21 protein-coding genes are annotated in these 21,475 nt (G+C 65.5%); 8 read left to right on the plus strand and 13 right to left on the minus strand.

The annotated features are described in order from the left end of the window. The first annotated feature begins 230 nt into the window (after nt 1-230). The 4 genes from U5768_RS28235 to U5768_RS28250 all read left to right on the plus strand — a co-directional run bounded on the left by U5768_RS28235 (nt 231) and on the right by U5768_RS28250 (nt 4,951). Nucleotides 231-1,403 (plus strand): UbiH/UbiF family hydroxylase, encoded by a 1,173-nt coding sequence (locus tag U5768_RS28235; RefSeq protein ID WP_322033615.1) that lies wholly within the window; start codon nt 231-233, stop codon nt 1,401-1,403. A gap of 136 nt (nt 1,404-1,539) precedes the next feature. Next, nucleotides 1,540-2,271, plus strand: a complete 732-nt coding sequence (locus U5768_RS28240; protein WP_322033616.1) for a DsbC family protein — start codon at nt 1,540-1,542, stop codon at nt 2,269-2,271. Nucleotides 2,272-2,387: 116 nt separating this feature from the next. Continuing rightward, the gene (locus U5768_RS28245; protein ID WP_322033617.1) at nt 2,388-4,181 is read left to right on the plus strand and encodes a PDZ domain-containing protein; all 1,794 of its coding nucleotides are present in this window, start codon (nt 2,388-2,390) and stop codon (nt 4,179-4,181) included. A 173-nt stretch (nt 4,182-4,354) separates the two neighbouring features. Further along, complete coding sequence (locus U5768_RS28250; protein ID WP_322033618.1) at nt 4,355-4,951, plus strand: FMN-dependent NADH-azoreductase; 597 nt, start codon at nt 4,355-4,357, stop codon at nt 4,949-4,951. 123 nt (nt 4,952-5,074) lie between these two features. On the opposite strand, the gene U5768_RS28255 is transcribed toward U5768_RS28250, so the two are convergent. The 8 genes from U5768_RS28255 to rpe form a co-directional block, all read right to left on the minus strand. Beyond that, a complete protein-coding gene (locus tag U5768_RS28255; RefSeq protein ID WP_322033619.1) occupies nt 5,075-6,046 on the minus strand; it encodes a uracil-DNA glycosylase in 972 nt (323 codons plus the stop codon). 55 nt (nt 6,047-6,101) lie between these two features. Next, complete coding sequence (locus tag U5768_RS28260; protein WP_322033620.1) at nt 6,102-6,728, minus strand: CYTH domain-containing protein; 627 nt, start codon at nt 6,726-6,728, stop codon at nt 6,102-6,104. 12 nt (nt 6,729-6,740) lie between these two features. Further along, nucleotides 6,741-7,526, minus strand: coding sequence for an indole-3-glycerol phosphate synthase TrpC (gene trpC, locus U5768_RS28265; protein WP_322033621.1), 786 nt, complete (start codon nt 7,524-7,526; stop codon nt 6,741-6,743). Nucleotides 7,527-7,554: 28 nt separating this feature from the next. After that, complete coding sequence (gene trpD, locus U5768_RS28270; protein WP_322033640.1) at nt 7,555-8,586, minus strand: anthranilate phosphoribosyltransferase; 1,032 nt, start codon at nt 8,584-8,586, stop codon at nt 7,555-7,557. Nucleotides 8,587-8,598: 12 nt separating this feature from the next. After that, nucleotides 8,599-9,174: an aminodeoxychorismate/anthranilate synthase component II gene (locus tag U5768_RS28275; protein ID WP_322033622.1), complete on the minus strand. Its 576-nt coding sequence runs from the start codon at nt 9,172-9,174 to the stop codon at nt 8,599-8,601. A 14-nt stretch (nt 9,175-9,188) separates the two neighbouring features. Continuing rightward, a complete protein-coding gene (trpE, locus tag U5768_RS28280; RefSeq protein WP_322033623.1) occupies nt 9,189-10,682 on the minus strand; it encodes an anthranilate synthase component I in 1,494 nt (497 codons plus the stop codon). 482 nt (nt 10,683-11,164) lie between these two features. Beyond that, nucleotides 11,165-11,872: a phosphoglycolate phosphatase gene (locus tag U5768_RS28285; protein WP_322033624.1), complete on the minus strand. Its 708-nt coding sequence runs from the start codon at nt 11,870-11,872 to the stop codon at nt 11,165-11,167. Further along, nucleotides 11,869-12,567, minus strand: a complete 699-nt coding sequence (rpe, locus tag U5768_RS28290) for a ribulose-phosphate 3-epimerase (protein WP_322033625.1) — start codon at nt 12,565-12,567, stop codon at nt 11,869-11,871. Before rpe ends, U5768_RS28285 begins: the two co-directional genes overlap by 4 nt. On the opposite strand from rpe, the gene U5768_RS28295 reads away from it, so the two are divergent. From U5768_RS28295 to U5768_RS28310, 3 genes are all read left to right on the plus strand, one after another. After that, the gene (locus U5768_RS28295; RefSeq protein WP_322033626.1) at nt 12,566-12,790 is read left to right on the plus strand and encodes a hypothetical protein; all 225 of its coding nucleotides are present in this window, start codon (nt 12,566-12,568) and stop codon (nt 12,788-12,790) included. The two genes, rpe and U5768_RS28295, sit on opposite strands and share 2 nt — an antisense overlap. Next, nucleotides 12,787-13,161 carry a Co2+/Mg2+ efflux protein ApaG gene (apaG, locus tag U5768_RS28300; protein ID WP_028208771.1) on the plus strand — a complete coding sequence of 125 codons (375 nt, stop codon included), beginning with the start codon at nt 12,787-12,789 and terminating at the stop codon, nt 13,159-13,161. The genes U5768_RS28295 and apaG overlap by 4 nt, the downstream gene beginning before the upstream one ends. A gap of 101 nt (nt 13,162-13,262) precedes the next feature. Beyond that, nucleotides 13,263-14,612 (plus strand): murein transglycosylase A, encoded by a 1,350-nt coding sequence (locus U5768_RS28310; protein ID WP_415913986.1) that lies wholly within the window; start codon nt 13,263-13,265, stop codon nt 14,610-14,612. 109 nt (nt 14,613-14,721) lie between these two features. Here the strand turns inward: U5768_RS28310 and paaK are convergent, their stop codons facing one another. The 5 genes from paaK to paaN all read right to left on the minus strand — a co-directional run bounded on the left by paaK (nt 14,722) and on the right by paaN (nt 20,434). After that, a complete protein-coding gene (gene paaK / locus U5768_RS28315) occupies nt 14,722-16,020 on the minus strand; it encodes a phenylacetate--CoA ligase PaaK (RefSeq protein WP_322033629.1) in 1,299 nt (432 codons plus the stop codon). A gap of 66 nt (nt 16,021-16,086) precedes the next feature. Next, nucleotides 16,087-16,557, minus strand: a complete 471-nt coding sequence (paaI, locus tag U5768_RS28320) for a hydroxyphenylacetyl-CoA thioesterase PaaI (RefSeq protein ID WP_322033630.1) — start codon at nt 16,555-16,557, stop codon at nt 16,087-16,089. A gap of 1 nt (nt 16,558) precedes the next feature. Beyond that, nucleotides 16,559-17,350, minus strand: a complete 792-nt coding sequence (gene paaG, locus U5768_RS28325; protein ID WP_322033631.1) for a 2-(1,2-epoxy-1,2-dihydrophenyl)acetyl-CoA isomerase PaaG — start codon at nt 17,348-17,350, stop codon at nt 16,559-16,561. Between the two features lie 77 nt (nt 17,351-17,427). Then, the gene (pcaF, locus tag U5768_RS28330; protein WP_322033632.1) at nt 17,428-18,636 is read right to left on the minus strand and encodes a 3-oxoadipyl-CoA thiolase; all 1,209 of its coding nucleotides are present in this window, start codon (nt 18,634-18,636) and stop codon (nt 17,428-17,430) included. Between the two features lie 97 nt (nt 18,637-18,733). Continuing rightward, entirely contained in the window at nt 18,734-20,434 is a 1,701-nt protein-coding gene (paaN, locus tag U5768_RS28335; RefSeq protein WP_322033633.1) for a phenylacetic acid degradation protein PaaN, read from the minus strand. A 137-nt stretch (nt 20,435-20,571) separates the two neighbouring features. Here paaN and U5768_RS28340 point away from each other — a divergent pair, with 137 nt between their 5' ends. Next, a complete protein-coding gene (locus tag U5768_RS28340) occupies nt 20,572-21,348 on the plus strand; it encodes an enoyl-CoA hydratase (RefSeq protein WP_322033634.1) in 777 nt (258 codons plus the stop codon). The last annotated feature ends 127 nt before the right edge of the window (nt 21,349-21,475 follow it).

The raw sequence follows: 21,475 nt of genomic DNA on the forward strand, positions 1-21,475 counted from the left end.
GCCCGAGCCGGGCGTCTCGCGAAAGCGGGAGCGGCGGGCGGGGCGGCGCAGGTGGCACGTCGGGGGGCGTGACGCGGAGTCACGAAAACCGTAATTGTAACCTCGTCCGGGTAAGGGCTCGCGGCGGCCGTCGCCGCGCGCCGGACGCATCGGCGCGCCAACTCTTGCTGCGCCGCAACACCGCGCCCATCCGACCCTGTCGCAAAAGCGCCCGCGGCTATAATGCGCGCATGACTGCAAGCAACCAGACCTTTGATGTCGCCGTGATCGGCGGCGGCCTCGTCGGCAAGTCGGCGGCGCTCGCGCTCACCTTGAGCGGCCTGCGCGTGGCGCTGCTCGCGCAGCCATGCGCGCCGCTGCCTGCCGGCGCCATGTTCGACGCGCGTGTGTACGCCTTCTCGCGCAGCTCGCAGGCGCTGTTCGAACGGCTGCGGGTCTGGCAGGCCGCCGACGCCGTGCGCCTCACGCCCGTGTACGACATGCACGTGTTCGGCGACGCCGCGGCGGAACTGCACTTCTCAGCGTACCAGGCGTCGGTTGCGCAGCTCGCGTGGATCGCCGAATCGTCGGTCATCGAGCGCGCGCTCGACGCCGCGCTCCACTTCCAGCCCAATCTCGCGTGGATCGACGCGCGCGCCGAAACGCTCGACGTGAAGCCCGACGCGGCCGTGATTGGCCTCGCCAATGGCCGCACGATCGAAGCCGATCTCGCGATCGGCGCGGACGGCGCGCATTCGTGGGTGCGCGCGCAAATCGGCTCGAAGGTCGAGCGGCGCGATTACCGCCAGACCGGCGTGGTCGCCAATTTCCGCGCGCAAAAGCCGCACGGCGAAACGGCGTACCAGTGGTTCCGCGAGGGCGAGATCGTCGCCTTGCTGCCGCTGCCGGATCAGCACGTGTCGCTCGTGTGGTCGGCGCAGACCGAACACGCCGACGCGCTGCTCAAGCTCGAACCGGAGCAGCTCGCCGCTGAAGTCGAGCGCGTCTCGCAAAGCCAGTTGGGCGCGCTCGAATGCGTGACGCCCGCGCGCGGCTTTCCGCTTTCGCTCCAAACCGTCGACCGGCTCGTTGCGCCGCGCGTCGCCCTGGTCGGGGACGCCGCGCATCTGATTCACCCGCTCGCGGGCCAGGGCGTGAACCTCGGTTTGCGCGACGTGGCCGCGCTCGTCGACGTCGTCACGAAAAAAGAGGCGTTCCGCGACCTCGGCGACATCGTGCTGCTGCGCCGCTACGAACGCAGCCGCCGCGAGGACATCCAGAAGCTCGTCGTCGCGACCGACGGCCTGCAACGGCTCTTTTCGTTCCCCGGCACGCTCGCCCGCGCGGTGCGCAATACGGGCATGGCGTTCGTGGGCGCGCAGCCGCTGCTCAAGCGCTGGCTCGTCGCCTCGGCGCTCGGCTAATCTCCGCGGTTTTTCCGGCGCAGCTTAGAATGGACGTATTGGCCGCGCCCGCAGCGCGTCCCCGCCGCCCCGGCCTTCAATGGAACTCTGTGCGCGCCGTCTTTCTCGCGGCGCGCCTGAATCAGGAATGCATCCCATGCAAACGCGTATTCGATTTGCCGCGCTCGTGATCGCGGTAGCCGCCTCGGCGCTCGGCTGCTCGGCCCAGGCCGACCAGACCACCGACAAGATCAAATCGGCGCTGCAAACGCGTCTGGGCATCGACGCCGGCGACATCAAGGGCATCAGCAAGGCGCCCATGCCCGGCCTCTACGAAATCAATCTCGGCACGCAGATCGTCTACAGCGACGCCAACGGCGACTACGTGCTCAACGGCGAACTCATCGACACCAGGGCGCACCGCAATCTCACCGAGGCGCGCCTGAACGAAATCAACAAGGTCGATTTCGCGAAGCTGCCGTTCGCGAACGCGGTCAAGGTCGTGAAGGGCGACGGCAAACGCAGGATGGCCGTGTTCTCCGACCCGAATTGCCCGTACTGCCATCAACTCGAAAGCACGCTGAAGTCCATCGACAACGTGACGGTCTATACCTTCCTGTATCCGGTGCTTTCGCCCGATTCGACGGCGAAGGCCAAGCAGATCTGGTGCTCGTCGGACCGCGCGAAGGCGTGGGAGTCGTGGATGGTGGACCGCAAGGCGCCCACGGCCGCCGGCACCTGCGACACCGCCGCCATCGACAGCAATCTCGCGCTCGGCCAGAAGATGAACGTGACGGGCACGCCCACCGTGATCCTCGCCGACGGCACGCGTCTGCCGGGCGCGGTTAGCAGCGACCGGCTCGAAAAGGCGCTGAGCGCCGCTCACTGAAGCAAAGCCCCGATCCGCCGGCCGCCTTCGCGGCCGGTGCTTTTTTGCCCGGCGCTTTTTGTGCGTTTTTGTCTGCCGGGCACGTCTGCCGACCGAATTTTTCACCATTCCCGCCGATGAAGCCGATCCGATACACCATCGTCCCGAAGAATCCTGCCGCGCATCTGTTCGAGGTGACGCTCACCGTGGAAGACCCCGCGCCTGAGGGCCAGCGCTTCATGCTGCCCGTGTGGATTCCGGGCAGCTACATGGTGCGCGAGTTCGCGCGCAACATCGTTACGCTGCGCGCCTTCAACGACGCAGGCCGCAAGGTGCGCGTGACCAAGACCGACAAGCATTCATGGCAGGCCGCCCCGGTCAAAGGCGCGCTCACGCTGCGCTACGAGGTGTACGCGTGGGACATGTCGGTGCGCGCGGCGCACCTCGACGACACGGTGGGCTTCTTCAACGGCACGAGCGTGTTTCTCGCGGCGCTCGGCCATGAGCAAGCGCAGCACGCGGTCGATATCCAGCGTCCGGACGGGCACGCGTATCGCCACTGGCGCGTGGGCACGGCGCTCACGGAAGCGCGCGGCACCAAGCGCTACGGCTTCGGCGAATACACGGCCACGAATTACGACGAGCTGATCGATCATCCGGTCACGCTGGGCGAATTCACGCTCGCGAGCTTCAAGGCGCACGGCGTGCCGCACGACATCGTGATCGCGGGCCGCGTGGTGGCGCTCGACACCGAACGTCTCGCCGCCGACCTGAAGAAGATCTGCGAAGCGCAGATCGCACTGTTCGAGCCGCGCACGAAGCGCGCGCCGATGGAGCGCTACGTGTTCATGACCCAGGCGGTGAGCGATGGGTACGGCGGCCTCGAGCATCGCGCATCGACGGCGCTCATCTGCAATCGCACCGATCTGCCGGTGAAGGGCAAGCCGGAGACGTCGGACGGCTATCGCACCTATCTCGGCCTGTGCAGCCACGAATATTTCCACACGTGGAACGTCAAGCGGATCAAGCCGGCGGCGTTCGTGCCGTACGACCTCACGCGCGAGGACTACACCTCGCTGTTGTGGCTGTTCGAGGGCTTCACCTCGTACTACGACGACTTGATGCTCGTGCGCAGCGGCCTCATTCCCGCAGACGAATACTTCGGCCTCCTTGGCAAGACGATCGCGGGCGTCCTGCGCGGCGCGGGACGCCTGAAGCAGAGTGTCGCGGAAAGCTCGTTCGACGCGTGGGTGAAGTACTACCGGCAGGACGAGAACGCATCGAATGCGATCGTCAGCTATTACACGAAGGGCTCGCTCGTGGCTTTGGCCTTCGATCTGTCGATTCGTGCGCAGACGAACGGCCGCAAATCGCTCGACGACGTGATGCGTTTGCTGTGGCAGCGTTACGGGCGCGACTTCTATCGCGGCAAGCCCGCGGGCGTGGGCGAGGACGACGTCGAGGCGCTGATTGCCGAGGCGACGGGCGTGGAACTGGGCGCGCTCTTCAGCGACGCCGTGCGCGGCACGCGCGACCTGCCGCTGGCGGCGCTGCTGGAGCCGTTCGGCGTGGCGCTCGAAGGGGAGCCGGAGCGCGGCGCGAAGCCGTCGCTTGGCGCGCGGCTGCGCGGAGGTGCCGAGGCGACGCTTGCCGTGGTCTATGAAGGCGGCGCGGCGCAGAAGGCGGGACTTTCGGCCGGCGACGCGCTCGTCGCGCTCGACGGTCTGCGCGTCACGGGCTCCAATCTCGACGCGCTGCTCTCGCGCTATCAGCCGGGCACGAAGGTCGAAATCCATGCGTTTCGCCGCGACGAGCTTCGCGTGGCGCGTCTGACCCTCGACGCGCCCGAAGTCGCGCGCTACAGGCTCGCCGCCTCCTCCGACAAGCGTGCGCCAGCGCGCGGCTTGCGCGAGCGCTGGCTCGCGGCGTAAGACTCGCTGCACCAAACGGCGTGGGCGAGCGATCCCACGCCGTTTTTTCGTGCCGACGATTGTTCTATCGCTGCAACAATCCGTCATCGGCGGACTACTTTTTCGGGACGCGGTAAAAAAACACAATGCCTTCACTCGCGCAACATTGCGCAACCGAGACCGAAGGAGCCACCATGACCACGATCCTGCAAATCAATTCCGCCGCCCGCTCGCAAGGCGCCCAGTCGACGCTGCTCGTCAACGAATTGACGGCCAGGCTGCAACAATCGAATCCGGGCGCGCAAGTCGTCACGCGCAACCTGCAAGCCGATCCGCTGCCGCACCTCGACGACGCCGTGCTCGGCGCCTTCTTCACGCCGGCCGAGCAGCGCACACCGGAGCAGCAGGCCATCGCCGCGCGCAGCGACGCGCTGATCGCCGAACTGCAGGCAGCGGACGTCATCGTGATCGGCGCGCCGCTCTATAACTTCGGCATCTCGTCGCAACTCAAGACGTACTTCGACTGGATTGCACGCGCCGGCGTTACGTTCCGCTACACCGCGAACGGTCCCGAAGGCCTCGTGACTGGCAAGAAGGTGTTCGTCGTTTCGGCGCGCGGCGGCAAGTATCAAGGCACCCCGCACGACAGCCAGACGCCGTACCTGAAGTCGTTCCTCGGCTTCCTCGGCATGACCGACGTGAACTTCATCTACGCCGAAGGCCTGAACCTGGGCGCGGACGCGGCCAGCGCGGCGCTCGCCAGCGCGCGTGAGGCGATCGCCGCAGTGTAAAGCCGCGCGATTGGCCGATTAGCCGATCGACGGCGATCGACGGCTGCAAAAACAAAACGCCACGAGAGCGATCTCGTGGCGTTTTTTCGTTGCGCGGCGCAAGGCGCAAGGCGCAAGCGGCGTTCAAGCGAGCACGAGGCCTTCCTCCGGCAAACGCCAGTCGATCGGCTGGCGGCCGTGCGCGCGCAGATAGTCGTTGGCCTGGGCGAAATGCCCGCAGCCGAGAAAGCCGCGATGCGCGGAAAGCGGCGACGGATGCGGCGCTTCCAGCACGCAATGCGCGCCCGAGAGCAGCGCGCGCTTGTTCTGCGCATGCGCGCCCCACAGCATGAACACGAGATTCTCGTGACGCGCGGCGAGTTGCTCGATCAGCGTATCGGTGCAGCGCTCCCAGCCTCGCTTCGCGTGGCTCGCGGCGCTTGCGCGCTCGACGGTGAGCACCGTGTTCAGCAGCAGCACGCCCTGGCGCGCCCAGGCGTCGAGACAGCCGTGCGCCGGCGCCTGGATGCCGAGGCTCGACGCGATCTCCTTGAAGATGTTGCGCAGCGAAGGCGGCGGGCGCACCGCGGGCGGCACCGAGAACGCCAGGCCATGCGCCTGCGGCGTGCCGCGATCCTCGCCGTGGTACGGGTCCTGGCCGAGGATCACGACCTTCACGTCGTCGGGCGAGGTGAGGCGCAGCGCGCGGAACACATCGGCGGGATAGACGGTCTTGCCGTCGGCGCGCGCTTCGTCGACGAAGCGGCACAGCGGCGCATAGGCGTCGCTCGCGATGAAAGGCGCGAGCAACTCGCGCCAGGCGGCGGGCAGCGCGTCGAACTGGTCTTCGAGGCGCGTGGTGCCGAGGGCGGCCGGCGGCGCGGCGGATTCGTTGGGCATGGCGGAGGCGGGTATATCGGCAGTCAGCACGGCGTGCGTGCGCACGGGCGCCGGAAATTCGTCGGCGTCGAACAGCGAAAAGATCGTGATCTGACGCGGATCGACTTCGGGCAGCGGCGGCTCGTCGAGCGTGGCTTGAGCCGTGCCGGACGGATCGTCGTCGAACAGCGAGGCTTGCACCGGCAGCGCGACGCTCGGGCGTTTCGTGGAGGTCATGGGCGGCAAGTGTCGCAGCAATTGCGCGGCGATTCAATCCGGCGCCGCGTCGTTTTCAGCCCTCGAGCAGCTTGTATCCGCGCTGGGCCTTGCTGATGTCGTCGGGCGCGAGGCCCGGCAGCGCCTTCGCCAGTTCCGCCGCAAGCGTGTGCAATGCCGCTTCGTCGCCCGCCTTCAGTTCGAGTTCGATTTCGCAGATGGGCGCGCGGCGCGTCTCACCGTTCACATTCGCGGTGACTTCGCCCTGATCGACGGCCGCTTCCACCTGCGCGCCATCGACCTCGAGCATCCACAGCGTGCGCGTGAAGTCGGTGCGAAAGAGCGGAATCAGGCTCGCGGCCGCGTCGGAAAGCGCCGTCGAAACACCGGCTTCGTCGCACTCGTGCAGCAGCCTGTCGACTTCGAGCGCTTCGCCCGCCACCGGCATTTCCCATTCGTGCCGCGCGTGCAGCCCGTTTTGCGCCGCGCCCACGGTCTTGAACGTCTGCAGCCAGCCTTCGGGCGCGCGGCGCAGGCGCAGCGCGCTTTTTGCGCGAGCGAGCGCGAGCGCCGGCGTGTCGAAGTAAATGTTTTCGAGCTTGATGGCGTGACCGGGCTTACCGGCGCGCGTTTCGAAAAGACGCAGCGCCGCATCCACCTGATCGCGCGGCAGAGCGAGCTTGATTTCGCGTTCGATACCCATCGCGTCGCGCGCTCAGAAGAACATGCGGGCGAGTTCCGCGCCCGGCTGCGCGGCGCGCATGAACGCTTCGCCCACGAGGAACGTGTGCACGGAAAGCGCGCGCATTTTCTCGACGTCCGCACGCGAGAGAATGCCCGATTCGGTCACGACGATGCGGTCTTCGGGCACGTCGTCGAGCATGCCGATGGTCGTATCCAGCGTGGTTTCGAAGGTGCGCAGGTTGCGGTTGTTGATGCCGATGAGCGGCGTCTTCAGCGTGAGCGCGTGCGTGAGTTCCTCGCGGTCGTGCACTTCCACGAGCACCGCGAGGCCGAGCGAATGCGCGAGCGCTTCCAGGTCGCGCATTTCGCCGGGCTCCAGCGCGGCGGCGATCAGCAGGATCGCGTCGGCGCCCATCGCGCGCGCTTCGACGATCTGATACGGATCGACGATGAAGTCCTTGCGCAGCACCGGCAGATTGCACGCGGCGCGCGCGGCTTCGAGGTACGCCACGCTGCCCTGGAAAAACTGCACGTCGGTGAGCACCGAGAGGCAGGCCGCGCCGCCTTCGGCGTACGACCTCGCGATTTCGGCGGGCTGGAAGTTTTCGCGCAGCACGCCCTTCGACGGGCTCGCCTTCTTCACTTCGGCGATCACGGCGGCCTGGCCGTTGTCGTGCTTCGCGCGCAAGGCGCCGACGAAATCGCGCAAGTCGCGCGTGCTCGCTTGCAGGCGCAGTTCTTCGAGCGGGGCGCTCTGCTCGGCAGCGCGTACTTCTTCGCGCTTGACCGCAATGATCTTTTCGAGGATGTCACTCATGATGTTCGGAGGCAAAAACGGTGCGGGATCAGCGTTTGAACTGTTGCGTGAAGCGTACCAGTTCGTCGACTTTGGCGCGCGCGCGGCCGCTGGCGAGCGTTTCGCGCGCAAGCGCGATGCCTTCGGCGATGGAGTTCGCGACGTTGGCGGAGTAGAGCGCCGTGCCTGCATTCAGCGCGACGATCTCGCGCGGCGTGCCCGCTTCGTTCGAGAGCGCGCCGAGCAACATGGCCTTCGACTCGTCGGCATTTTCGACCTTGAGCGAGCGGTTCGAGATCATCTGCATACCGAAGTCTTCGGGGTGGATCTCGTACTCGCGAATCTTGCCGTCCTTCAGTTCGCCCACGAGCGTGGCCGCGCCGAGCGACACCTCGTCCATGCCGTCCTTGCCGTACACCACGCACACGTGTTTCGCGCCCAGACGCTCCATCACGCGCACCTGAATGCCGACGAGGTCGGGGTGGAACACGCCCATCAACTGATTCGGCGCGCCGGCAGGATTCGTCAGCGGCCCGAGGATGTTGAAGATCGTGCGCACGCCCAGTTCGCGGCGCACGGCGGCGATGTTCTTCATCGCGGGATGATGGTTGGGCGCGAACATGAAGCCCATGCCCGTTTCGGCGATCGACGCGGCCACCTGGTCCGGCTGCAGGTCGATGTTCACGCCGAGCGCTTCGAGCACGTCCGCGCTGCCCGACTTGCTCGACACGCCGCGGTTGCCGTGCTTGGCGACCTTCGCGCCCGCCGCGGCGACCACGAACATCGACGCCGTGGAAATATTGAAGGTGTGCGAACCATCGCCGCCGGTGCCGACGATGTCGATGAAGTTCGAGTTGTCCTTCACCTCGACGTGATTCGCGAACTCGCGCATGACCGTCGCGGCGGCCGTGATCTCGCCGATGGTTTCCTTCTTCACGCGCAGGCCGGTGATGATGGCGGCCGAGAGCACGGGCGAAAGCTCGCCGCGCATGATGAGGCGCATGAGGTGAAGCATCTCGTCGTGAAAAATCTCGCGATGCTCGATCGTGCGCTGGAGCGCTTCCTGCGGGGTAATCATGATGGTCGCCTCCGGTTACGCGCTCTTGGTTTGCTTCAGAAAGTTCTCGAACAGCGCGTGGCCGTGCTCCGAGAGAATCGATTCGGGATGGAACTGCACGCCTTCCACCGCAATCTCGCGGTGACGCACGCCCATGATTTCGCCGTCGTCGGTCCATGCGGACACTTCGAGGCAGTCGGGCAGCGATTCGCGCTCGATTGCAAGCGAGTGATAGCGCGTGACGTTGAAGTGCTTCGGCAGGTCGGCGAACACGCCTTTGCAGTCGGTTTCGATCTGGCTCACCTTGCCATGCATGATGGTTTTCGCGCGCACGACACGGCCGCCGAACGCTTCGCCAATGGCCTGATGCCCGAGACACACGCCGAGAATCGGCGCCTTGCCTGCGAATTCACGTAGCACGTCGAGCGTGATGCCCGCGTGCTGCGGGTTGCTCGGTCCCGGCGAAAGGCAGATGCGCGCGGGGTTGAGCTGCTTGATCTCGTCGAGCGTGATTTCGTCGTTGCGATACGTGCGGACGTCTTCGCCGAGTTCGCCGAAGTACTGGACGATGTTGTAGGTAAACGAATCGTAGTTGTCGATCATGAGCAACATGGTCTTTTCTCCGCTCAGAAGTCGCTGTCGAGGCCGTCCTGCACCTGCTCGGCGGCGCGCAGCACGGCGCGCGCCTTGTTCTCGGTTTCCTGCCATTCGGACTCGGGCACCGAATCCGCCACCACGCCCGCGGCCGCCTGCACGTACAGATTGCCGTTGTGGATGAGGCCCGTGCGGATCGCAATGGCGAGATCCATTTCGCCGTTGAACGAGAGGTAGCCCACTGCACCGCCGTAGAGGCCGCGCTTCACCGGCTCCAGTTCATCGATGAGTTCCATCGCGCGCACCTTCGGCGCGCCCGAAAGCGTGCCGGCCGGGAACGTGGCGCGCAGCACGTCGAAATTGTTCATGCCGGGCTTGAGCTTGCCTTCCACCGAACTCACGATGTGCTGCACGTGCGAGTACTTTTCGATGATCATCTTGTCGGTCACGGTCACCGAGCCGATTTCGGCGATGCGGCCCACGTCGTTGCGCGCGAGGTCGATCAGCATGACGTGCTCGGCGATTTCCTTGGGGTCGTTGAGCAGTTCCGTGGCGAGTTCGGCGTCGCGCTCGGGCGTGTTGCCGCGCGGGCGCGTGCCCGCAAGAGGACGGATCGTCACGATGCGATCCTCGCCGCGCTTTTCCTGGCGCACGAGAATTTCCGGCGACGCGCCCACCACGTGGAATTCGCCGAAGTTGTAGTAATACATGTATGGCGACGGGTTCAGCGAACGCAGCGCCCGGTAAAGCGAAAGCGGATTGTCGCGATACGGCTTCGTGAGGCGCTGGCCCACCTGCACCTGCATGAGTTCGCCCGCCGCGATGTATTCCTTCGCCTTGCGCACGGCCGCGAGGTAATCGTCCTTCTTGAATTCGCGGAACGTTTCGGTGCGCACGCTCGCGCTCGTGACCGGCGGCTGCACGGTAGTGCGCAGGCGTTGCTTGAGTTCACGCAGGCGGTGCTTCGCCTTCGTGTAAGCCTCGGGCGTTTGCGGATCGGCGTAGACGATCAGGTAGAGCTTGCCCGCGAGATTGTCGATGACCGCGACTTCCTCGGTCAGCAGCAACTGGATGTCGGGGAGGCCGAGGTCGTCGGTCGGGCAGGTATCGGCGAGCTTTTTCTCGATGTAGCGCACCGCGTCATAGCCGAAGTAGCCGGCGAGGCCGCCGCAGAAGCGCGGCAGGCCCGGACGCTGTGCGACCTTGAACCGCGCCTGGTACTTCGCGATGAATTCGAGCGGATCGCTCTCGTGCGTCTCGATCACCTGGCCGTCGCGCACGACTTCCGAGACGCCATTGCGCGTGCGGATCAGCGAGCGAGCGGGCAGGCCGATGAACGAGTAGCGCCCGAAGCGCTCGCCGCCCACCACGGATTCCAGCAGGAAAGAGTTGGCGCCGCCGCGCTCAGCCTGCGCGAGCTTCAGGTACAGCGAGAGCGGCGTTTCGAGATCGGCGAGCGCTTCGGCGATCAGCGGGATGCGGTTGTAGCCCTCGTTGGCGAGAGACTGAAATTCGAGTTCGGTCATGTTCCGATCCTGTTCGTGCTGCCGGTCGCGGCGGGTGCGGGCCCAGTGCGGCTCAAAACGGGGCGCGCGGTGAGCGCGAGGCGTTTGTTTTCGAGTGCTAGATGGCCGCTGGCGCTCGCTCGTGCGGCCCGATAAACACATGGAAAGCGCTTGCCGGGCCGGCGTGCGGTAAATCGGCGGAAGGCGGGGCGTAGCCGCTCGCGCCTTGCGCAGCTCGCCGCGAACGGCGAAACGACACGCAAGGACAACGAAAGCCCACGGCAGACCAGCCGACGGATTACCGCAACAGTTTAGAGTCGAGACACGCGCGAGTGCGCAGCGAAGTAAAAAACGGTGCTGAAGCCAAACGAATACGCAACTTCAGCGAACCTCGGGTGAGGTTAGCGCGACCAGCGACGCCAGGGCCAGGCTCCCCGGTCGATCGTGCTCAGACTCCGTTTTTTATTCAGAAACATGAGGATAGTTGACGTTCAGTTGAGAACTTAAGTCAGATCATTGTGCGCTGCGACCGCCTTGGCGGCATCGAGCAGCGTGGCAACTATACCATCCGATTCGATTTTGTGTACAGGCTGGCCGTGGTTGTAGCCGTAGGGCACCGTGAGCGTGGCCATGCCGGCCGCGCGGCCCGCAATCGCATCGTTCTCCGAATCGCCGATCGCCACGGCCGCTGCGGGTGGCACGCCCAGGCGCTCGCACGCCGTGAGCATCGGCAGCGGGTCGGGCTTCTTCATCGCCAGGCTGTCGCCGCCGATCACCACGTCGAAGTACTTCGCGAGGCCATATTGCTGCAAAAGCTCAACGGCGAAACGGTGCGGCTTGTTGGTCACGCACGCGAGCTTGATGTCCTGGTCGCGCAGCGCGGCGAGGCCCGCTTCGACCTCCGGATAGAGATGCGTGTGGCGGCCGTTGATCTTCGCGTACTCGTCCTGGTAGAGCGCGAGCGCTTCGTCGAAGCGCGCCTCCACGTTGTCGGCGGCGAAGCGCGGCGCCAGCACGCTGCGAATCAGGTGCTCCGAGCCCTTGCCCACGTAGCCCATCACTTCTTCGCGCGTGGTTTCTTCGGCGTCGAGCTGCGCGAGCATCCCGTTCAGGCCGGCCGCGAAGTCGTCGGCGGTGTCGACCATCGTGCCGTCGAGGTCGATCAGCGCCGCCTCGATGCGCGGCGCGGTGATTTTGACGGGGGCGTTCATTTCGCGGTTGCGGCGCTTGCCACGTTCGCGAGCTGCGCGCGCATTTCGTCGATCACCGTCTTGTAGTCGTGCTTGCCGAAGATCGCCGAGCCCGCCACGAAGGTGTCCGCACCTGCCGCAGCGATTTCGGCGATGTTGTCCACCTTCACGCCGCCGTCCACTTCGAGGTGAATCTCGCGGCCCGTGCGCGCTGTGTAGGCGTCGATCTTCGCGCGCGCCTCGCGCAGCTTGTTGAGCGCCTCGGGAATGAACGACTGGCCGCCGAAGCCCGGATTCACCGACATGATGAGGACGAGGTCGAGCTTGTCCATCACGTGGTCGAGATAGTTCAGGGGCGTGGCCGGGTTGAACACGAGGCCCGCCTTGCAGCCGTGGTCGCGGATCAGCGAGAGCGTGCGGTCGATGTGATCCGAGCCTTCCGGGTGGAAGCTGATGAGGTTCGCGCCGGCCTTGGCGAAATCGGGCACGATGCGGTCGACCGGACGCACCATCAGATGCACGTCGATGGGCACGCTCACGTGCGGGCGGATCGCCTCGCACACCAGCGGGCCGATGGTGAGGTTCGGCACGTAATGGTTGTCCATCACGTCGAAATGGATCCAGTCGGCGCCGGCAGCGACGACGTTGCGGACTTCCTCGCCAAGACGCGCGAAGTCGGCGGAGAGGATGCTGGGGGCGATGCGGAATTGCGTCATGGCGGCCATCGGAAAGCTGTCGGAAAAACCGCATTTTACCGTCAGTAGCCGACGCTATCGCGGCGGCTGGCGGGTGTGGCGCCGGGTTGCGGGTGCGGGTTGCATCAAGCAGAATGCCAAACCATGTGCCGCGCATCGCGGCGCGCTCGCGAGCGCCTTGCTGCGCGGGCGTCTCAAGTCAACGGACCCGGCACCCGCGCCCAAGCGAATGGAACAAGGATGAGCCAGTACGAATTCAGCGTGACGTCGCAGGTGCGCTACCTGCCCGAAGAATCGGACCCGGAGCGGCGGCAATATGCCTTCGCGTACACGCTGACCATTCGTAATACCGGTCAGGTGAGCGCCCAGTTGATCGCGCGCCACTGGGTGATCACCGATAGCGAAAATCACGTGCAGGAAGTCAAGGGGCTCGGCGTGGTCGGCCATCAGCCGCTTCTGAAGCCGGGCGAGCAGTTCGAATACACGAGCTGGGCCGTGATCGCGACCCCCGTGGGCACCATGCGCGGCGAGTACTTTTGCGTGGCCGAAGACGCCGAGCGCTTCGAGGCGCCGGTACCGGAATTCGTGCTGCGCATGCCGCGCACGCTGCATTGAACCGCGCGATTGAACCCCAGGGCGAATCTGGGGTCTGCTAGTCCTGACGCCGATTGTCCTGCGAGGCTTGTTTCTTCCTGCCCGAGGCGGTCCACACAACGATGAAAATCAGCAGGAACAGCGCAAGGAGCGCTTCCAGACCAAACATGAGCATCGGGTATTCGTCGAGCAGTTCTGACATGGTGGCATCCATCGAGAGCCAATATTGTAGGCGTGATTTTGACGCCGATTCCGGTCTCGATGTCTCGGTGATGCCGGGATTCACAAAGGCGCGATATCGCGCGGGGTCGGCGCTTCGGCGCGGGGGTGTCCGCGTAGTTGCCCGCGTAGCTGCCCGCGCAGTTACCCGCATGGGTGGCTGGTTGGGCGCCGTTTCGCTGGCGGCTTTGCTGGCCGCATGTGGGGGGCCGAGCTACGTGCGCAACGCGCCGCCCAAGGGGACGCCCACGCTGCCCTCGCAACTCGCCGCGCAGCGTCTCACGCCTGTCGCGTGGCGGCAGGTGCCGGGATGGCAGGACGATTCGCTGATCGGCGTGACCGCGGCGCTGCGCGCGAACTGCACGCGCCTCGCGCGCGATCCTCGCTGGCAGCGCGCGTGCTCGGCCGCCTCGCAACTCGACGACCTCGACGCTTCGAGCGCGCGTACCTTCTTCGAAACGTTTTTCACGCCCTATCAGTTCGCCAATAACGACGGCACGCTGGACGGCCTCGTGACCGGCTACTACGAGCCGCTGCTGCACGGGTCGCGCACGCGTCACGGCATCTATCAGACCGCGCTGTATCGCTGGCCGTCCGGCTATCGTCCGGGCGCTGCGATGCCCGCGCGCGCGCAACTCGAACGCTCGGGCGTACTCAACGGCAACGAGCTGGTGTGGGTGGACGACCCGATCGAAGCGTTCTTCCTGCAGGTGCAGGGCTCGGGGCGTGTCGTGATGGAAGACGGCAGCGTCATGCGTGTGGGCTTTGGCGGCACCAACAACCAGCCGTACAAGTCGATCGGGCGCTGGCTGCTCGACCGCGGCGAACTCACGCCCGCGCAGGCGACCATGCAGGGCATCAAGGCGTGGGCGCGCGCGAACCCGACGCGCGTGGACGCGCTCCTCGACACCAATCCACGCTTCGTGTTTTTCCGCGAAATGAGCGGTTCCGAGGGCGATACGCAGGGCGGTGCCGATGGCCCGATCGGTGCGCTTGGCGTACCGCTCACGCCGGAGCGCTCGATTGCTGTCGATCCGTCGTCGATTCCGCTCGGCACGCCGGTCTTTCTCCAGACCACGCGGCCGCTCACGAACACGCCGCTCAACCGGCTCGTGTTCGCGCAGGACACGGGCACGGCGATCAAGGGCGGCGTGCGCGCCGACTACTTCTGGGGCCTCGGCGACGACGCCGGCGATCTTGCCGGGAAGATGAAGCAGGGCGGCCGCATGTGGCTGTTGTTCCCGAACTCGTGATCGCGGCTGCATTTGCCGCGGGCACGTGGAGTGAAAAAGCCGGCGCCGTGGTCAGTGCGCCGGCTTTTTCTTTGCTGCGGGTTGGCGTTGGGTTTGTCAGGCGCCGCCGTTATTTCGGCCGCTTGTCGATCACGCGTTTCGCCTTGCCGACCGAGCGCTCGATACCGTTCACTTCCAGCACGTTCACTTTGCACGTCACGCCGATCAGCGCCTTGATGTCGTAAGCGAGCGCCTGGCTCGCCGCGTCGAGCGCGCCATAGTCGGGCGCGGCTTCCGGGCACGGCTCGCAGTTGAGCGACATCACATCCATCGGACCTTCCTTCGTCAGGACGATCTGATAGTGCGGAGCGAGGGCCGGCTGCTTGAGCAGCAGTTCCTCGATCTGCGTGGGAAAGACGTTCACGCCGCGAATGATCAGCATGTCGTCCGAGCGGCCCGTGATCTTTTCCATGCGGCGCATGGTGCGCGCCGTACCCGGCAACAGACGCGTGAGGTCGCGCGTGCGGTAACGGATGATGGGCAGCGCTTCCTTGGTGAGCGAGGTGAAGACGAGTTCGCCGAATTCACCGTCGGGCAGCACTTCGCCGGTTTCAGGGTCGATGATCTCGGGGTAGAAGTGATCTTCCCAGATCGTCGGGCCGTCTTTCGTCTCCGCGCATTCCGAGGCGACGCCCGGGCCCATCACTTCCGAAAGACCGTAGATGTCGACCGCCGTGATGCCCATGCGCTCTTCGATGGCCCTGCGCATGTCGTTGGTCCACGGCTCCGCGCCGAAGATGCCGATGCGCAGCGAGCATGTGGCCGGGTCGATACCCTGGCGCTCCATTTCGTCGGCGATCGCGAGCATGTAGCTCGGCGTAACCATGATGATGTCGGGGCGAAAGTCCTGGATAAGCTGCACCTGCTTCTCGGTCTGGCCGCCGCCGAACGGAATCACGGTGAGGCCCGCGCGTTCCGCACCGTAATGTGCGCCAAGGCCGCCCGTAAAAAGACCGTAGCCGTAGCTGATATGCACCTTGTCGCCGCGCTGTGCGCCCGCGGCCCGCACGGAGCGCGCGACGAGATTCGCCCAGGTGTCGATGTCGCGCGCCGTGTAGGCCACCACGGTCGGCTTGCCCGTCGTACCCGAGGACGCATGGATACGCGAAATCTGGTCCTGCGGCACGGCGAACATGCCGAAGGGATAGTTGTCGCGCAAATCCTTCTTCGTGGTGAACGGGAAGCGCGCGAGATCGGCGAGGGACTGGACCTGCGACGGATGCACGCCGGCTTCGTCGAACTTGCGGCGATAGACCGGCGAATTCTCGTAAGCGTGATTCAGCGACCATTTGAGGCGCTCGAGCTGCAGCGCAGCAAGCTCGTCGCGGCTCGCCTTTTCGATGGACTCGAGCGGCAGCGTGGTACTCATGGGTGTCTCCTGGATCTTAGGAACTTTACTCGTGACGCGTGGGGAATCGAGAAGGGGAAACCCGCTTCACGTTGCGACTGGAATGACATTGCCGCGAATCTGCGCGGATTTGCCTCGAAAAAGCGCGACGGTTTCGCCCGCGCGGTTCGTCACGCGGATGTCGTACACCCCGTTGCGTCCCGATAGCACCTGTTCAACGGCTTCGGCGGTCAGCACTTCATCGCGCAGAACCGGACGCAGAAACTCGATCGAGCAGCCGGCTGCGACGGTGTTGATGTTGTAGGAATTGCACGCGAAGGCGAATGCCGAATCCGCGAGTGAGAAAATCATCCCGCCGTGGCAGGTTTGATGACCGTTGAGAAACTCGGGCCGCACGGCCATGGAGAGCCGCGCGTAACCGGCGCGCACTTCGATAAGCTCCATACCGAGCGCGCGGGTGCAGCCGTCGGATTCGTACATCGCCTGTGCGGTCGCGCGGGCGAGTTCGTCGGCCGACACACTGTTTTCCTGCGGCAGTTGCGAGAATTGCGTGGACATCTCAGCGGCCCTCGAAGTGCGGTGCGCGTTTTTCGATGAAGGCTTGCACGCCTTCCGCATAGTCGTAAGACGCGCCCAGTTCGCGCTGCAGATCGCGTTCGAGATCGAGTTGCTGGTCGAGCGTGTTCGTGGCCGATGCGCGCAACGCTTCGCGCGTGGCGACGAGGGCGCGCGTGGGTTGCTGCGCGAGACGTGCGGCGAGCGCGCCGGCCGTTTGCGCGAGTTCCGCGTCGTCGGTCACCTGCCAGACGAGGCCCCAGCTCTCCGCCTTTTCCGCGCTGAGTTTTTCGCCGGTCATGGCGAGCCCGAGCGCGCGCGCCATGCCCACGCGCCGCGGCAGAAACCACGTGCCGCCGGAATCGGGCACGAGGCCGATTTTCACGAACGCCTGAATGAAGCTGGCGGAGCGCGCGGCGAGCACGAGGTCGCAGGCGAGCGCGAGATTCGCGCCCGCACCGGCCGCGGTGCCGTTGACGGCTGCGATCACGGGCATCGGCAGCGCTTGCAGGCGCTTGATCAGCGGATTGAAATGCTCGTCGATGAGGTCGCCGAGATCGGTCATCGCGCCGGGCGTGAAGTCGAGATCGGCGAGATCCTGTCCCGCGCAGAAGCCGCGGCCAGCGCCCGTCAGCACGAGGGCGCGCGCGCCCGCTGCGGCGATTTCGTCGAGCGCGGCGACAAGCTCGCGGTGCATGGCGCGCGTGAAGCTGTTGAGCTTGTCCGGACGGTTCAGCGTGATCGTGGCCACGCGAGTGGAAGCGTCGATTTCGACGCGGATCGCATCGTAGGGCATCGGGTGTCTCCTGTCCCATGCAAAGCTGTCTGGAACCGCCGAACGTATCGCCCGGCGGCCGGTCGATACTGCGCTCGTTACGCCTCGACGCGTTCGATCGCGAGGGCAATCCCCTGGCCGACACCGATGCACATCGTGCAAAGCGCGAAGCGTCCGTTCGTGCGTTCCAACTGGTGGAGCGCGGTCGTGACGAGACGCGCGCCCGACGCGCCAAGCGGGTGGCCCAACGCAATCGCGCCGCCATTCGGGTTCACGCGCGGATCGTCGTCGGCAATGCCGAGTGCGCGCAGCACGGCGAGGCCTTGCGAGGCGAATGCCTCGTTGAGTTCGATCACGTCGAACTGGTCCAGCGTCATGCCAAGCTGCTTGAGCAGTTTCTGCGTAGCGGGCGCGGGGCCGATGCCCATGATGCGCGGCGCGACGCCAGCGGTCGCCATGCCCAGCACGCGTGCGCGGCGACGCAGGCCGTACTGCTTCGCGGCCGCTTCATTGGCGAGCAACAGGGCGCAGGCGCCGTCGTTGACGCCCGAGGCGTTGCCCGCGGTGACCGTGCCGTCCGGCTTCACGACACCCTTGAGCCTGGCGAGCGATTCGAGCGAGGTTTCACGTGGGTGCTCGTCGAGCGTCACGCGAACCGGGTCGCCCTTCTTTTGCGCAATCTCGACCGCTACGATTTCCTGCGCGAGCGTCCCGTCTTTCTGCGCGCGCGCTGCTTTCTGCTGGCTGCGCAGCGCGAACGCGTCCTGATCGGCTCGGTTGATGCCGAATTCTTCCGCGACGTTTTCCGCCGTTTCCGGCATCGAATCGACGCCGTACTGCTGCTTCATCAGCTTGTTGACGAAGCGCCAGCCGATGGTCGTGTCGTAGATGGCGGCTTCGCGCGAGAACGCCGACGCCGCCTTGCCCATGACGAACGGCGCGCGCGTCATGCTTTCCACGCCGCCCGCGATCATGAGGCGCGCTTCGCCGGCCTTGATCGCGCGCGCCGCACTGCCGACAGCGTCGAGGCCCGAACCGCAGAGCCGGTTGAGCGTGCCGCCCGGCGCTTCGGTCGGCAGGCCCGCGAGCAGCGCGGCCATGCGCGCGACGTTGCGATTGTCTTCGCCGGCCTGGTTGGCGCAGCCGTAAAGCACGTCGTCGAGCGCGCTCCAGTCGACGCCTGGATTGCGCTCGACGAGCGCGCGGATGGGCACGGCGGCGAGGTCGTCCGCGCGGACATCCTTGAGGGCGCCGCCGTAGCGGCCGAATGGGGTGCGAATCGCGTCGCAGATGTAGGCTTCGGTCATCTCGGGTTCCTGCGGCGTGAGCGCAGAAGTGCACTCACACCTTGCATGCTAGTGGGAGGGACAATCGGGCGCCATTCGGCCGAACGGCATAGGCCGTTCAGCCGGCTACCGCGGGGGCCGCTTTCGGTTCAACATGAACGCGGCTCTGAACTACGCGGAAGCGGTTTGCCACGAAGGCGGCGTCGGCGAGCGCGGCGTTCGCCGCGGGATTCGCGCCGGTGCCATGGAAGTCCGAGAATGCAGCCGACTGGTTCACGAATACGCCGCCCGTGAGGTTGATCGAGAGCGCCACGCCGCCGGTGATGGCCGCTTCGTGTGCAGCTTCGATCACGGCGTCGTCCGTGCTGTAGACCGAGAGCGTGAGCGCGCCGTGGTCGCGCGCGGTAACGCCTGCCAGTTCGAGCGACTGCGCGGTCGAATCCGTGGCGATCACGAACGAGATCGGGCCGAACCATTCGCGCGTGAACTGGGCGGCGTCGCGGGCTGCGTCTAGCGACAGCACGAGCGGCGTGCGCACGCGTGCGCCGGCGAATTGCGGGTGCTCCAGCGTCTGGCTGTCGGCGAGCACGGTGCCGAGCTTGCGGGCTTCGTCGATGCGGGCCGTCACGCCTTCGTTCTGGATTGCGCCGAGCACTTCCACGGCGCGCGCCGGGTCGGACACGAACTTCTGGACCGCGCCGGCAATGGCCTGGGCGACGGCCTCGAAGCTCATTTGACCGTCGGCGGTGCGGATGCCGTCGCGCGGCACATAAATATTCTGCGGGGCCGTGCACATCTGGCCCGAGTAAAGGGAGAGCGAAAATGCAATGTTGCGGGCTACGGCCTTCAGGTCGTCGACGGAATCGATCACGATCTGGTTCACACCGGCCTTTTCCGTGTAGACCTGCGCCTGATGCGCGTTGCGCTCGAGCCAGTTGCCGTTTTGCGTGCTGCCCGTAAAGTCGATCAGCTTGATCTCGGGGCGCAGTGCGAGTTGCTGTACGAGCGCGCCGTCGTTGGGATCGGTTGCGAGCAGCGTCACGACGTTCGGATCGAAGCCGGCTTCACGCAGGACTTCTTGCGCAATGCGCACGGTGATCGCGAGCGGCAGGATCGCGCCGGGGTGCGGCTTGACGATCACGGTATTGCCCGTAGCGAGATCGGCGAAGAGGCCGGGATAGCCGTTCCAGGTCGGGAACGTGCAGCAGCCGAGCACGAGGCCGGTGCCGCGCGGCACGATGGTGAAGCGCTTTTGCATCGCGAGCGGCGGGTTCTTGCCTTGCGGCTTTTCCCAGTGCGCGTCCGCGGGAATGCGGCGCAGCTCGGCGTACGCGTAGGCGACGGCTTCGAGCGCGCGGTCCTGGGCGTGCGGGCCGCCTGCCTGGAAGGCCATCATGAACGCCTGGCCGGTCGTGTGCATCACGCTGAACGCGATCTCGAAGCTCGCCCGGTTCAGGCGTTCGAGTATCTCCAGGCTCACGCCCGCCCATGCCTGGGGGCCGGCCGCACGCCAGTCGCGCTGGGCTTTCTGTGCGGCTTTGATCAACTCGTCCGGCGTCGATTTCGGGTAGCGCGTGCCGAGCGCGAAGCCGAACGGCGACGCCTCGCTGCCGACGGTTTCGCCGGTCGACGGCTGATCGAGTTCAAAGGTGCGATTCAGGTGGGCCTTGAACGCGGCTTCGCCATCTGCGCTAGCGGTTTCCCCGTACACTTTGGGGCTAGGCATTTCGGCGAACGGGCTCCAGTAGCCACGGGTCTCGATGGCGGCGAGCGCTTTTTGAAGCGCGCCCTCGTGCTTGGCGAACAGCGAATGGGTCATGGCTCAACGTTGATAGAGAGGATGGACGGGGCCCGTGTCAATTAATTGACCGACCGGTTGGTTGGGCAATGTTAGCATTAGTCAAAGTTCGGCGTAAAAAATTTTTTGGGGACTTTCTTTATATGGAAGGAGGAGCTATGGGGTACGAAAACATCCTGGTAGAGACGCGGGGCAAGGTCGGACTGATCACGCTGAACCGGCCCAAGGCGCTAAACGCACTGAACGATGCGCTCATGGACGAACTGGGTGCCGCACTCAAGGCGTTCGACGCGGACGAGGGCGTTGGCGCGATCGTCATCACGGGTAGCGAAAAAGCGTTCGCCGCGGGCGCCGACATCGGGATGATGGCGACCTATACCTTCATGGATGTGTACAAAGGCGACTACATCACGCGCAACTGGGAGACGATCCGCTCGATTCGCAAGCCGATCATCGCTGCGGTTGCGGGTTTCGCGCTCGGTGGTGGCTGCGAACTGGCCATGATGTGCGACATGATCTTCGCCGCAGACACGGCGAAGTTCGGCCAGCCGGAAATCAAGCTGGGTGTGATTCCGGGAGCGGGCGGTACGCAGCGTCTCCCGCGCGCGGTGTCGAAAGCAAAGGCAATGGACCTGTGTCTGACCGCGCGGATGATGGGCGCGGAAGAGGCGGAGCGAGCCGGGCTTGTATCGCGAGTGATTCCAGCGGCGGATTTGCTGAACGAAACGCTCGCGGCGGCGACGACGATCTGCGAATTCTCTTTGCCCGCGGTCATGATGGCGAAGGAGTCGGTGAACCGCGCTTATGAAACTACGCTTGCGGAGGGCGTGCACTTCGAGCGCCGCATGTTCCATTCGCTCTTCGCGACGGAAGACCAGAAAGAAGGGATGGCGGCTTTTGTCGAGAAGCGCAAGCCCGCATTCAAGAACAAGTGACGCTTCGGCGGCATCCGCTTGATGAGGGCGGGTCGAATATTTCTCGCCGCCCCCTTGCGCCGTGCCGCGCGGAGCGCTAAGATTCGCCCCCTTCGCTGTTCGATGTCCCTGTGACGGATGCAGCGAG

The sequence above is a fragment of the Paraburkholderia sp. J76 genome (assembly GCF_905220295.1).
Lineage (GTDB): Bacteria > Pseudomonadota > Gammaproteobacteria > Burkholderiales > Burkholderiaceae > Paraburkholderia.